Source organism: Clostridium sp. SY8519, from assembly GCF_000270305.1.
Lineage (GTDB): Bacteria > Bacillota > Clostridia > Lachnospirales > Lachnospiraceae > SY8519.
Genome location: NC_015737.1, coordinates 2,138,169 through 2,151,721, shown reverse-complemented (window position 1 = coordinate 2,151,721; position 13,553 = coordinate 2,138,169). Strand labels below are relative to the sequence as shown.

Sequence of the window (13,553 nt, the reverse complement as noted above, 5' to 3'; positions counted from 1 at the left end):
TTTCTCCGCCACTCCGGAGCCCTATGCCCTTCATTTATACTGCACACTACAAATCATCCATCTCCGAAAAGAAAAAGCAAAAAAGAAAAAATAAAAGCAACATAACGTATCCTCCCAAAATCTTCTTTTTATTCGCTGCGTTTTCCTGTGATTGACCCATTGCATTCTGATCTCTTCCCCTCACGGATTACATGCACTCTTTCTTTATTTCTTTGTTCATCTTACATCTTCCGGAGTCCCAAAATCCTCCCTGCACTTTCGAATTTTTGTTCTGAACTTCTGTTCTGCGTGTCGTATTCTCCTACTCTCCTGCTGATTCCTGTCCGGCTGCCCCTTTTCCGCCCCTCTTCCCAACTGCTTCTGGTAAATCATTTTTAGATTTTCCGGCAATTATTTTTATTTTTCTGTTGACAGCTTCTCTGAAATCTGCTATAAATATTTTATCAAATATAATTTTAATAAATACATTCCATGAACAGGAGGTTTGACAATGGCTTTTTATGATTACAAAGTAATGGACCGTAATGGAGAAGAATTATCTTTAAAAGAATATGAAGGCAAAGTAGTACTGGTAGTAAATACAGCGACCGGATGCGGATTTACTCCCCAGTACAAAGATCTGGAAACCATGTATGAAGCTTTTCACGACCGCGGGCTGGAGATCCTGGATATCCCCTGCAACCAGTTTGCAGGCCAGACGCCGGGAACCGATGAGGAAATTCACGAATTCTGCACACTGAAATACAATACTCAGTTTCCGCAGATGAAGAAGTCTGAGGTTAACGGGCCGAATGCCCTTCCCCTCTATACATATCTGAAGAGCCAGCAGGGCTTCAAAGGCTTTGGCAAAGGTCCGAAAGCGGTTATGATGGGCGCAATGCTCCACAAGATTGATAAAGATTACAAGAACAATCCGGAGATCAAATGGAATTTCACAAAATTCCTGGTTGACCGAAACGGCGCTGTCGTTGCTCGTTTCGAACCGACAGAAAGCATGGAAAAGGTTTCCGCCGCAGTGGAAAAACTGCTGTAATGCATGTTATGATCTGCCGCATACCTGAAGTGTGTGACAGTTTCTATACTCTCTCCTCCTTAAAAAAGAATTTTTTCCTTTAAAAAGCGCCGGACCGGCGACCCGATAAAAGGTCGTCAGTCCGGCGCTTTTCCGACAAGAAACAGTTGCTGCAAATATAGCAAATATGCATGTATTCCTCATGACAGCGAACGTACAAACAGATATGTACACCAGGCAACCCATCCCAGCATGCCTGCATTAAGAAACATGACCCGTGCCGTCGGTCCCGCAGGCATCGACCGTTCCCCCAGGCGAATTTCCAGTCCCCGGTGCAGACGCAGAATCAGAAACACGATGCCTGCCGCCGCCAGTACCAGCAACACCATGGAATAGGTTCCGACGCCGATCAGCGCCATCGGATTTCCAATACTGCGCAGTGACCCTGCGGTAATGTTGCTGATGGACTGATGCAATATACGGCTCAATAGGATGGGACCCAGTGTCCCGATTCCATTGATCAGCATGTGCAGCCCAATGTTTACAAAAGGCCGTCCGGTTCGGATGTATACATAGGCGAACACCAGCCCCAGAAAGAAGGCATAGAAGCACTGGGTAAAGGTTCCGTGATATATGGCAAAAAGGAATGCAGACAGCAGAATCGCCGTACGGTCTCCGAAGACAATCATCCGGTCGATCAGTAATTTCCGGAAAATCAATTCCTCCGCGATCGGTCCGATGAGTACCACAATAAGTATGACAATCCGCAGATCGGACTGTTCGATCAGGTCACTGAACCTGCTGCTTACTGTGCTTTCCGATGACGCAGACAGCAACCGGTTCAGCCATTGTCCGATGCCGGATCCCACATACATAAGAAACAGGGAAATACAGAGGGCCTGAAAGATATCCGACGGACGCATTCGGTGACGGAATATTTTCTTTTTGGGCAGATGACGCAGGATCCGGAAACAGATCAGTCCTCCCACACCGAATAAAAGGCCGTAATATACGAACCAGGTAAAATACTGGCTGGAAGCCAGCTGCGGATTCCACCGATAGGCAAGCAGCGTTACCAGCCGGTAGATCCACAGGCTTGCCATGGAATACCCGAGCATTCCAAAGCCTGCAATACTGAAATATGTTCTGTCCTTCATAGCTGTTTTTCTCTTCATCCGCATCTTCCTATACAAGTTCCCGAAAATCATGAATCATAAAATCCGCATATTTTCGGATAAACTCCTGTTCCTCCGCCACGGAATCGTCATAGACAGACACTACTGTTAAGCCGGCTTCTTTTCCGCTGCGGATCGCGAAATGGGCGTCTTCAAACAAAACCGTGTCCTCCGGCGCGGCGCCCATGGCTTTGACGGTCCATGTATAGATGTCCGGCGTTTTCTTGCTCATGCCAAGTTCCCCGCAGGTATACAGCGTATCGATATACTGATCCAGGCCATGGTTTTTCATGGCTTCCAGCACACATCTGCGCATGGTAGTGGTCAGAATGCAGCGCGCTTTTCCCTGTTCGGCCACCATGCGGACAAAATCGAGTGCGCCGGCTTTTAATGGGATCCGATGGGCATAGGCATCTTCGATATAAGTAAACAGATCATCCAGATATTCCGGAACCGTCATCGGAAGCCCCAGTTCTTTGATATAGTATTCCCCGCTTTCTTCCAGTGTCTTGGAGATCAGCGTCTCCTCCAGATCAGGCGGGGGAAGAATCCCCTTGGAAGTAATGTAATCCGTGCCGATATGTGCCCACATGGGCATGGAATCCAGCAGGGTCCCGTCAAAATCAAAGATCACCAGTTTTTTCTGCTGAAGGGTTTCCTGTAAATTCAATTTTTGCTCCTTTTCCTGTGTCATACAGCATCCATCTGCAGCCCGCTGGGAGCAGATTTCTCTACGCGGAAGCGGCACGCAGGCAGACGAGACCCATCCTCAGTCCGCAGATACCACAGCCTTGGCTGTCACCGCTTCAGGCAATGTGCACAGCCTTGGATGTCACTGCCCGGCCCTGCCGGAGCAGGCTTCCATAGCCGGCAACTGCTTTGACACGGTAATAACAGGTCACTCCTTTTTTTGCTTTCCGATCAATATAGACCGATTTGACGTTGCTGCGCACTACTGCGATTCGTTTCCATTTTTTTCCTTTTTCTTTCCGATAAACCCGATAAGCCGTGGCATAAGTATTCTTTTTCCAGGTGATACGCACGGTATGGTTCCGGCGGACAGCTCCGGCTTTCAGACTTTGTTTCTGAATATGGTACAGGCAATCCAGGGCCTGTATGGTTTTTTTGTCAGCTGCTCCGGTCACTTTCCGTCCTGCTGCCTTCTGGAACCGCTTTACATTTTTTGTGGTTTTGGCGTCCCATTTGCCGTCCGCAGTCTCACCGGAATATCCCAGCTGTATCATGCAGGCCTGCACCCAGCGGACGCTGTTCCGGTCGCCGCATGCGGAAGCAGATACCTCTTTCTTCGGCTTCGCGTATGTATCCGGATCTGTCGAATAGACCCAGACTCTGACCACCGTGGCGGTATTGTCCTGTGTCAGGGTGATCCGGGCGGAACCATGTCCGACGACATGCAGGACACCCTTGTCATTCACCGTCGCGGCACGGCGGTTGGAGCTGACACAGCGGAACTGTCCGGCAATCCGGTCTCCGTTGCTGACCAGCGCGATATCTGCGTGTCCGGTATTGACTTTGTAAGCGGTTTTGCTGATCTTCATGGCTTCCGCCGGATGGTTGTCTGATACGGTCCGGTCATCGATCTTCAGATATGCGGTAATTTTGGTGTCGAAAGCCGCCGGCGCCGCCAGCAGATAAAGCATCTCTTTCACCGTGCCGTATCCGGCGTCACCGTCAGTCTCCAGCCCCGTCATGCACTGAAGTCTGGTGACTGCCTGGCGTGTCTCTGTGTCATAGCTGCCATTTACTTTGATGCAGTAAGAGGAAAGCGCAGCTTCCCGGAAGATGGTATTTAAGCTGGACTGCAGCCATTTGATCTCACTTTTTCCGTTTGCGCTGCCGCTGCCGGCTGCGGCAATGGGATAGTCGCCCTTATTCCGATAGGTCCAGCCCAATTGGGTGCAGTAGCGGTACGTACGGAACCGCCGGGTGTAATATTTAGCCAGCGGCCCATAGGTCATGGTTGCTTCCATCAGTTCATTCAGCATAACCCGGGCACTGCTGCCGGCCTTTTTAATCGCCCGTCTGCCAATCGTTCTGGCTGCTCCGGCGCCGCCCTGATTGGCGATATCCGCATAAAACACCAGCGCGGCCGAATTGGTAATGCCCAGTTTCCGCGCGTCGCTCATATAGTCATCGATGTACTCCTCTGCCATCTGATTCTGCACGGTCTTGCTGGGCTCTGTCTGCAGCAGGGAACGGATTTTTCCGGCTTCTGGATCGGACAGAATGCGTTTGCTCCAGTCGGGAGCATTCAGCACCTCATGATACAGGGTATCTCCCAGCAGCTTTTTCGCTGTGGTTTTATCTCTGAGTACAATCTGACGCAGCACATCCAGGGCATTATTGCCATGCCATTGGATAAAACCGACCGACAGCGCTCCGTTGTCATTGCGCACAACGGTGCTGTAGCTGCCTTCGTTTTCCTGCAGAATTTTCCGCGCGGCTTCCCGTTCCGCCACGCGGCTGACCGAAGCCCTGGCGGAAATTCCATGTCCCATAAAAAGCATCACGGCTGTCAGCCATGCCATCAGGCAGATTCCTGCTTTGCGTAACTGCTTCATCCTTTTTCCTCCGTCAGTCTCTGTGCCTTGGTGCGGATGCGCTGGATGGCATTGTCCACAGTTTTCGGCTCACGTCCCATCGCTGCTGCGATTTCCCGGTATCCCATCCCGGTCAGATACCGCTGCAGCACTTCTGTTTCAAAGCTGCTTAATGCGTCCCACAGCTTCTGTTCAAACTGTCTGCCGGTCTCCTGATCAATGAGAATGTCCTCCGGGCTGGGCTGATGTCCCGGTTCCTTCATCTCGCCCTGCAGGGATTCGTAGTGATTGAGGGGACCGTGTTTTTTGCGGTTTGCCCGTTCGATCGCTGTATACAGCTGACGGCGGATACACAGTCTGGCAAAGGCGGAAAAGCTGCCCCCTTCCGGCTGATAATCCCGTATCGCCTTAAACAGCCCGATCATGCCTTCCTGCATCAGATCATCGGAATCCCCGCCTTTGAGAAACATCTGATGCGCACAGCTCCTGACCAGATATTTATACTTATCCAGCAGATATTCCATAATCTCCTGCTCTCCGCCGCGAAGTCTGGCAATCAGCGCTTCGTCGGCAGCGGCTGCGTATTTGCTCTCTGTCATCCCCATCTCCTTATTTCAGATACGGCAGGCCTGCTCCTGTGTCCGCCGTTTATTCGCTGTACCGGCGCTGCCGCACTGCTTCATAGGCCAGTACGCCTGCTGCCACGGAAGCATTCAGTGAGTCAATATCCCCCATCATGGGAATGGATACGGTAAAATCGCAGGTTTCCCGCACCAGGCGGCTGACACCGCTGCCCTCGCTGCCGATCACAAGGCCCAGCGGTCCGGTCAGATTCTGCCGGTACATCAGTTCCCCATCCATGACTGCGCAGGCAAACCACAGGCCCTGCTCCTTTAACTCTTTCATTACGGACACCAGATTCGGCACGCGGGCTACCGGTGTATACATCAGCGCTCCCGCGGATGCCTTGGCTGCCGCGGCGGTCAGTCCCACTGCCCGGCGTTTGGGAATAATGACCCCATGGGCTCCTGCCTGATTGGCAGTACGGATAATCGCCCCCAGATTGTGCGGGTCTTCGATTCCGTCCAGCAGGAAAAGGAACGGATCTTCTCCCTTGGCACGGGCGTTTTCCAGGATTTCTTCTACGGTGGCATACGCGTAAGCCGCTGCCAGGGCAATCACCCCCTGATGTCTGCCGGTCTCGGACATCTGATTCAGCCGCTCTTTGGGTACAAAATCATAGACGCAGCCTGCCTGTTTTGCCTTCTGAAGAATCCGCCGGACGGCTTCATCCCTGCATCCGTCCTGGATGTACAGGCGGTCAATGGTGGTTCCGGATTTTAAGGCTTCCATTACCGCGTTGCGGCCTTCGATTTTCTGAGTATTCTCCATAAAGGTGCTCCTTATTTTCCTATTTTGAAACAGGTGGGGACAATGCCCCACCTGCAGATTCCGATCGGATCGGATGATTTCTTTTGCTGATTCAGATGTCTGCCTGAATCCCCGCAAGGCCAATGGCGATCAGGTCCAGCATGCGGTCGGTCTGATCCGTCAGGTACAGATATCCGATCAGCGCCTCAAATCCTGTTGCCCTGCGGTATTCCGTCATGGTCGCGTTCTTGGCCATCGTAACGGATTTGGCGTTTCTGCCTCTGCGGTAGATGTGCTCTTCTTCTTCCGTCATTTCCGGAAGCATGAAGTCAATCATCGCCGACTGTGCCTTGGCTTTGACCACACTGCTGGTCTTTTCATGCAGGAGATGGGGCTTCGTATTGCCTCTTCCCACCACAATGGAACGGATCACCAGATCATAGACCCCGTCCCCGATATAGGCCAGTGTCAGCGGGGAGTAGGTGCGGATATCCCGGTCTTTTACCTGAAACCGCTCCCGGATGTAGGAATCTATGCCCTTTGCCATGTCACGCCTTCCCGGGTATCTTTCAGAATGATTCCCCTTTCCTTTAACTGATCCCTGATTTCATCCGCGCGGGCAAAATTCTTGCTGGCACGGGCTTCCTGGCGCTCCTGAATCAGCGCCTCGATATCGGAATCCAGGAATTCCTCTTCTTCCGGTTCCACAAGGATGCCGAGAATATCCGTCAGGCGGATCAGCCGCTGGTACAGGGCATCCGCAAATCCCCGGCTGCTGGTTTCGGAAGCATGGGTGTTGCAGAATTTGACATATTCGAAAATGGCCGCAATGGCGTCTGCTGTATTGAAGTCATCCTCCATGGAGGCCTCGAATTTGTCCACATACTTCCGGCTCTCCTCATACAGCTTCTGTTCTTCCGCTGTCATCTCACCTGCGGCATTTTCCTCCAGATGTCTGAGGTGATCCGCCGCATTGCGGATCCGCTCCAGGCCGCTTTTGGCCGCATCCATCAGATCCGCGCTGAAATTCAGCGGACTTCTGTAATGGGCGGAAAGCATAAAGAACCGCAGCACCTGCAGGTCGTATTTTTCCGCGATCTCACGGACAGTGAAGAAATTGCCGAGGGATTTGGACATTTTTTTGTTGTTGATATTCAGGAAGGCATTGTGCATCCAGTATTTGGCAAACGGCACCCCGTTGGCTGCCTCACTCTGGGCGATCTCGTTCTCGTGATGGGGGAAAATCAGGTCTTCGCCTCCCGCATGGATATCCAGTTCGTCACCGATGTATTTTTTGCTCATGACCGAGCATTCAATATGCCAGCCCGGACGGCCCTGGCACCAGGGAGAATCCCAGTACGGCTCCCCGTCTTTCTTCGGCTTCCACAATACAAAGTCCAGGGGATCTTCCTTCTGTTCGCCGGTGACCTGAATGGACCGGTGTCCGCCCTCCAGATCATCGATGTTTTTGTGGGACAGTTTGCCGTAATCCCGGAACTTTCTGGTACGGTAATATACAGTCCCGTCTTCTGCCGCATAGGCATATCCCTTGTCGATCAGATCCTGGATCATCTGAATCATGTCCGGGATCACTTCTGTCGCCAGGGGATGGGTGGTGGCAGGCTCAATGTTCATGGCCGCCATATCTTTTTTGCATTCTTCGATATAACGCTCTGCCACCTGATCTGCCGGAATCCCCTCTTCGATGGATTTGGCGATGATCTTGTCGTCCACATCCGTAAAATTGGATACGTAATTGACTTCATATCCTTTATACTCCAGGTATCTGCGCACCGTGTCAAATACAATCATCGGTCTGGCATTGCCGATATGGATAAAATTGTACACGGTAGGACCGCAGACATACATCCCTACCCTGCCCTTCTGCAGCGGTACAAATTCTTCTTTTTTTCTGGATAGAGTATTATATATTTCCATACTAATTTTCTCCCTTAGCTGTGTTATTCTGCGCTCATCAAGACTTCCCTGAGGATTTCCTCCATCTGCTCCTGCTTTTCTTCCATATCCAGGACCAGATAAAACTGATTCACCGCGCAGTACAGGTATTCCTTCTCATCGGAAAAATCAGAGCCCACATAGCCGCCGTTTAAGTAATCGGTCAGATAACGGATCCCCCGCTCCATGGCAGCCAGCCATACCGACTCCCCGAGAAAGTCTTTTTCTTCCTGGTTCAGATGGGCACCCATGTAATACAGATAGCCTTCCAGGTACGCCCGGTACAGCTTCAGATCCAGCTCCACGTCCCCGTCGCGTTCGAATTCTGTCACGGAAGCCGCTCCCATACGGACTGCGTCGCCGAAGTCATTGACCGAGGCTCCGCTCATAACCGTATCCAGGTCAATCAGGCACAGCGCCTTGCCCGTATCCTGATCCAGAAGGATATTGTTATAGCCCGGATCATTATGGGTCACACGCTTCGGAATGGCGCCGGCCCGCACCGCGTCTTCGATTGCATACAGCCGGTCCGCCCGGTCCAGGACAAAGTGGATCTGCTCCTGGCAGTTGGATGTACGCATGCAGATATCGGCACGCACCGCATCCAGCAGCGTGCGGATCCTTTTTTTCATGTTGTGCATTTCCGGGAAGGTCACTGACAGCTGTTCCGCTGGAAATCCGATGAGTTCATGCTGAAATTTGCCGATGGCCGCCGCCGCTTCAAAGGCTTCCGCAGGAGTCCGGGGCTTCTGCATCTCCACGCCCCGGTCAATCATACGGTACAGGCGGAAATATCCCCCGTCATCCGTCTGCAGCAGCTGATTCTCATCCTTTGTCCGCAGGAATGTCAGTGTCTCCCGTTCCGGGTCTCCGCCTTCCCTGGCGATCTGTTTTCTCATATATTCCGTCACAAGGAACAGATTGTTCACCACATCAATCGGATATTTGAAGATCATGTGATTTATCTCCTGGAGCACATAGTGCCGGCCGCCGCACACCACTTCAAAGGTGTGGTTGACCCGGCCGTGGCCCAGCGGTTCCACCTGGGTCACTTCACCCTCCACCTGGAATTTGTTCATAATCTCATTAAACTTAATCATGCTGTCCTCCTGACCGCCCTGCGGCAGTCATTTCTGTTGCTCATTGCTGCCGGCATCCGGCACATCCGGGGCAGGCGCTTTCACTGTCGGCCACCGGAACACTCCTGTCATAGACCGATTCCAGCAGGCAGACCGCCTGGGCGGCAATTCCTTCTCTGCGTCCGGTGAATCCCAGATGCTCTTCTGTGGTGGCCTTGATATTGATCTGATCCGGATCGATCCCGAGATCTTCCGCCAGATTGGTGATCATACGGGGAATATGGGGGCCGATCTTCGGTGCCTGGGCAATAACGGTAGCGTCAATATTGCCTACAATGTAACCCTTTTCCTCTATCAGATCCATCACCCGGCGCAGCAACAGTCTGGAATCTGCCCCGCGGTAAGCCGGGTCCGTATCCGGAAAATGCTGTCCGATATCTCCCAGCGCGGCTGCTCCCAGCATGGCATCCATAATCGCATGAATCAGGACGTCCGCGTCCGAGTGTCCCAGAAGTCCCAGTTCGCTGGGAATTCTGACGCCGCCCAGAATCAGCGGTCTGCCTTCCGCAAAACGATGCACATCATATCCGGTTCCCACTCGCATATCTTTTCCTCCGTCTCTGCAGCCGAAACTTTCCCACTTTGTTCTAAGTGTAACATAAAAGTGTAGGATTTTGAACCATTTTCACCGAATCCTCCCGGCTGCCGGCTAACTGTCATGTTCGCTGACCCGCACGCCATGCACCACCGTCCGCCGCTGCTCCGCGGAACAGGTGGACAGTGTGATGACCTTGTCTGTTTTCCGGACTGTGATGCCCGTATCCCGGTCCGACTGCGCTGTAAGGCGGCGGATGAAGGCGGCAAACTTCCCATCCGGCCCGAAGGGCACCTGATATACGCTGCTGTCTTCCGCCACGTCCCCGTAGGCAAAAATACGGTACCGGTACTTTTTCTTAGCAGTAATGATCTGAAAATACTGGTGGCTCCGGTAATAGCCGGACTTCTGCCGGTAATACCGCAGGCGGCCGAACATACTTAAATTACGCATATTATGGCCGTAAATGATGGTATGGCTGTCCTGAAAATCCGGATGGTTCTTCCCTTCCAGAAACAGGGTGCCCGCATAAGAATACGTCCCGTCAAAGGATGTGTGGAGATATTTGCTGTCATCGCCGGAATACATCACAGGATAGCTGATTTCTTCATTTTCAAAATACAGCCAGGCTCTGCAGTCCGGATTCTTTTTCTGCAGGGCCGCCACATCCACCTGGATGTTATCATACCAGCGGGGACCGCTCTTTTTCGGACGAGTATAATCCTGATTCAGTTTTGTATACAAGGTGTTGGAACGATGATAATTGGAATAAATTTTATAAAGATTCCATCCGGAAAAAACTGCCACTGCCAGTGCCAGCAGGAACACAATCCAGAAAATCACACGGCCTGCCTGATTTGTTTTCTTTTTCTTCATAATAACGATTATAACACCGCCGCCGGATCATTACTACTTTTTCTCTGCGAGACATGCTATACTGATGACATGAAAAAATGGGCGATACACTGGTGTAAAGATTTACAGAAAACTGCAAAAACAGCCATTGCCCCTACTGTGGTGGCCGCACTGATTTTTCTGGTGACCTGGCGGTACTTCGGAATGGACAATACGATGATCGCGCCCTTCGCGACTCTGTCTTACCTGAGTTTCCGCAGTATGCAGAAAAAGGCCGGCTGCATGCTGATTACTTTTGTGATCTATCTGGCCATGGCAGCTGCTGCCTGGCTGGCGGTCCGGGATGTAATCCTGTGCCTGACCGTCAATGCTGCGGCCCTGTTCTGGATCACATATTTTCATATTGATGAGTATCAGCCTGCCAATTATTTCCCGGCAGGCATGGCGCTGATCTTCTTTCAGATTGCCCCGGCGCATACTGCTTCCGCGCTTCTGACCCGGGCGGAGGCTCTGGGGGTATCCTTTCTGATCATCGGACTCTTTGTCCTGATTCCCCTTCTGATCCGTCCCCAGCCGGACCGGCTCAGAGGAATGACCGCCTATGGGCTTGCCCTGTCCGGGCAGCTCGTCCGGGCTGCCGAATCCGGCGACACCGCTTTGCTGGAACAGGTGCGCGGCGAACTGCGGACCGTAAGCCACAAAATCAGCAAAGCCATCTATACGGCCAACCGGGGTCAGGTTCTGCCCCGGGGACGGGTAAACTGGTACTGCCAGTTTCCGGCGTTTTTCCAGTGCACGGACTATTTTCTGCGGCCGGACGCGCTGGCCGGCCCGGATGCTTCCGCTTCTCTTCAGCGGGCCCGAACCCTCCGGGAAAAGGCTTCCCGCATCTTTCAGGATACAAAGCCGGAACCAAACTATAAAAAACTCACCTTCCGCTATAACAGACCGGATCTGCGGAACTTCCGGTTCCGCTTTGCCCTGCGCACCCTGATCGTCATTACTCCCTGTCTGCTGTTTTCTTATGTCAGCGGCCTGGAAAATGTCTACTGGCTGGTGATTTCCGTCTTTTTCATGATGATCCCCTTCTCGGAAGGCACCAGAGACCGGGTACGCCAGCGGGTTACCGGCAGTATCTTCGGCATCCTGATCTGCTTTTTCCTGTTCTCTGTCTTTGGGGATCTTTATAGCCGCATTCTCATTATGACCGTTGCCAATTTTTTTATTTATTCCGCCAGCGGCTATACTTCCATGGTCGCATACATTACCTGTTCTGCCATGGCGGTGCAGACCGTGCACTCTTCTGTCACCGTCGTGCTGCTGGAGCGGCTGGTCTACACCCTGATCGGCGCCGCCATTGCCCTTTTGGCCAACCGGTATATCTTTCCGATCCGCACCCGGCTGCAGATGCTGTACATTCTGGATATCCTCGGCAGGATCCGGAAGCATCTGGCCTCCCTGCCTGACACAGCGGAGGATGCAGACCCGGAGCATACAGCCTATCTCTTTCTGGCCTTCGGATTCCGCCGGCTGCACCGCGGGCCGATCTCCCCTTCCTGCCTGCGGCACCAGAGGGATCAGCTGATCATCAAATCCTATCTTCTGATCCAGCGGCTGTATGCGCTGCAGGCAAGTATTCCGGACGGCCGGGAGCTGCCGAACCTGCAGGAGCAGATCGATCATCACATGGATGAGCTGTCTGCCTGTCTCAGCCGCATGTAATCCCGCAGCCTTACCACCATCTGCCGCAGGACATCTTCCGACACCGCAAAGGCGAACCGCACATAGCATCCGTCCTCCGCGCCGTACGCATCTCCGGGAATCCCTACAATTCCTGCCTGTTCCAGCAGCTCTTCCGCGAATTCACTGCCTGTCTTCTCCACATCAAACCGAACCCAGGCATAAAACGCTCCGTCCGGCACCTGAAAGCGGACACCGGGAATCTGCGCAAAGCCTTCCGCAAGAATGTCTCTGCGCCGTTCATACTGTATCCGCATGCGTTCGGTCTCTTCCGGCAGATCCATGGATTTCAGCGCTGCTTTCTGTATAAATCCGGCCGTGCAGCTCATGGTATGGGAAAACAGCTTCATGGCCGTCCGGCACAGCTCCCGGCTGCATGCCGCGTAGCCGATCCGCCACCCGGTCATGGCCGCGCTTTTGGAGAACCCGTTGATCACGATGGTCCGTTCAAACAGATCCGGATCCGAAGCCATGCTGACGGCTTCTTTTCCGTCAAATATGACTTTTTCATACATTTCATCCGACAGCAGATAAATGTCTTTATGCCGCGTCAGAAACCGGTGCAGGACCTCCCGGTCTTCCGGGGTCAGGATCTTGCCGGTAGGGTTGTTCGGATAATTGATCAGCAGCAGTCTGGTTCGGTCTGTCACTGCGGCTTCCAGCGCTTCCTCCCGGATCCGGTACTGATCTTCATAGCGCAGATGCACTGCCTTCGGCACCCCGCCGGCAGTCTGTACAATGGACGGGTAGGACACCCACCCCGGAGTCAGCCAGATCGCTTCATCCCCCCGGTTTAACAGCGTGCGCACCATCAGATAGATGGCGAATTTCCCGCCGGGTGTCACAATAATGTTCTCTGCCTGAAAAGGCGCGTGGTTCTCTGTATTCAGCTTCTCCGCGATCCGCCGGCGCAGATCCGCGTTTCCCTGTGATTCGGTATAATGGGTATACCCCTTCTGCAGCCAGCGCATGGCCTCCTCACAGATCGGTTCCGGTGTGGGAAAATCCGGATCCCCTGCCGTAAGGTCAAGGATAGAGCTGTCTGTTTTCTGCATTTCTCTCGCTTTTGCCATAAGCATCACGGATTTTGATGGTTCCAGCGCTGCGATTTCCTGATTGAATTCCATTCGGTCGATTCCTTTTCTTCCTGTATTGCTTCTGAATTTTCTGCCGGTTTTGCCCGGACACCGGTCCCGGGATGAGTCCGGC

General features: G+C 52.7%; 13 protein-coding genes. 2 read left to right on the top strand and 11 right to left on the bottom strand.

Translation table 11 applies throughout. The features are described 5' to 3' along the window. Positions 1 to 490 precede the first annotated feature (490 nt). Positions 491 to 1,033 (top strand): glutathione peroxidase, encoded by a 543-nt coding sequence (locus tag CXIVA_RS10050; protein WP_013977918.1) that lies wholly within the window; start codon positions 491 to 493, stop codon positions 1,031 to 1,033. Between the two features lie 179 nt (positions 1,034 to 1,212). Here the strand turns inward: CXIVA_RS10050 and CXIVA_RS13520 are convergent, their stop codons facing one another. The 10 genes from CXIVA_RS13520 to srtB all read right to left on the bottom strand — a co-directional run bounded on the left by CXIVA_RS13520 (position 1,213) and on the right by srtB (position 10,625). Next, positions 1,213 to 2,169: a CPBP family intramembrane glutamic endopeptidase gene (locus CXIVA_RS13520; RefSeq protein WP_158309839.1), complete on the bottom strand. Its 957-nt coding sequence runs from the start codon at positions 2,167 to 2,169 to the stop codon at positions 1,213 to 1,215. Between the two features lie 28 nt (positions 2,170 to 2,197). Further along, on the bottom strand, positions 2,198 to 2,857 hold the full coding sequence (locus CXIVA_RS10040; RefSeq protein ID WP_013977916.1) for an HAD family phosphatase: 660 nt from the start codon (positions 2,855 to 2,857) through the stop codon (positions 2,198 to 2,200). Positions 2,858 to 2,993: 136 nt separating this feature from the next. Beyond that, the gene (locus tag CXIVA_RS10035; protein ID WP_013977915.1) at positions 2,994 to 4,769 is read right to left on the bottom strand and encodes a peptidoglycan-binding protein; all 1,776 of its coding nucleotides are present in this window, start codon (positions 4,767 to 4,769) and stop codon (positions 2,994 to 2,996) included. Continuing rightward, positions 4,766 to 5,347, bottom strand: a complete 582-nt coding sequence (locus CXIVA_RS10030; protein WP_013977914.1) for a sigma-70 family RNA polymerase sigma factor — start codon at positions 5,345 to 5,347, stop codon at positions 4,766 to 4,768. The genes CXIVA_RS10035 and CXIVA_RS10030 overlap by 4 nt, the downstream gene beginning before the upstream one ends. A 49-nt stretch (positions 5,348 to 5,396) precedes the next feature. Continuing rightward, positions 5,397 to 6,140 carry a 23S rRNA (guanosine(2251)-2'-O)-methyltransferase RlmB gene (gene rlmB, locus CXIVA_RS10025; protein ID WP_013977913.1) on the bottom strand — a complete coding sequence of 248 codons (744 nt, stop codon included), beginning with the start codon at positions 6,138 to 6,140 and terminating at the stop codon, positions 5,397 to 5,399. 91 nt (positions 6,141 to 6,231) lie between these two features. Next, positions 6,232 to 6,666 (bottom strand): ribonuclease III domain-containing protein, encoded by a 435-nt coding sequence (locus CXIVA_RS10020; RefSeq protein ID WP_013977912.1) that lies wholly within the window; start codon positions 6,664 to 6,666, stop codon positions 6,232 to 6,234. After that, on the bottom strand, positions 6,651 to 8,057 hold the full coding sequence (gene cysS / locus CXIVA_RS10015; RefSeq protein ID WP_013977911.1) for a cysteine--tRNA ligase: 1,407 nt from the start codon (positions 8,055 to 8,057) through the stop codon (positions 6,651 to 6,653). The genes CXIVA_RS10020 and cysS overlap by 16 nt, the downstream gene beginning before the upstream one ends. Positions 8,058 to 8,080: 23 nt before the next feature. Next, positions 8,081 to 9,175, bottom strand: coding sequence for an aminoglycoside phosphotransferase family protein (locus CXIVA_RS10010; protein WP_013977910.1), 1,095 nt, complete (start codon positions 9,173 to 9,175; stop codon positions 8,081 to 8,083). A gap of 40 nt (positions 9,176 to 9,215) precedes the next feature. Beyond that, positions 9,216 to 9,758, bottom strand: coding sequence for a 2-C-methyl-D-erythritol 2,4-cyclodiphosphate synthase (ispF, locus tag CXIVA_RS10005; protein WP_013977909.1), 543 nt, complete (start codon positions 9,756 to 9,758; stop codon positions 9,216 to 9,218). 105 nt (positions 9,759 to 9,863) lie between these two features. Continuing rightward, positions 9,864 to 10,625, bottom strand: coding sequence for a class B sortase (gene srtB / locus CXIVA_RS10000; RefSeq protein ID WP_013977907.1), 762 nt, complete (start codon positions 10,623 to 10,625; stop codon positions 9,864 to 9,866). 69 nt (positions 10,626 to 10,694) lie between these two features. Between srtB and CXIVA_RS09995 the strand changes: the two genes are divergently transcribed. Continuing rightward, positions 10,695 to 12,326, top strand: coding sequence for an FUSC family protein (locus tag CXIVA_RS09995; protein ID WP_083835018.1), 1,632 nt, complete (start codon positions 10,695 to 10,697; stop codon positions 12,324 to 12,326). Here CXIVA_RS09995 and CXIVA_RS09990 read toward each other — a convergent pair. Then, entirely contained in the window at positions 12,287 to 13,471 is a 1,185-nt protein-coding gene (locus CXIVA_RS09990) for a pyridoxal phosphate-dependent aminotransferase (RefSeq protein ID WP_013977905.1), read from the bottom strand. The two genes, CXIVA_RS09995 and CXIVA_RS09990, sit on opposite strands and share 40 nt — an antisense overlap. Between the last annotated feature and the right edge of the window lie 82 nt (positions 13,472 to 13,553).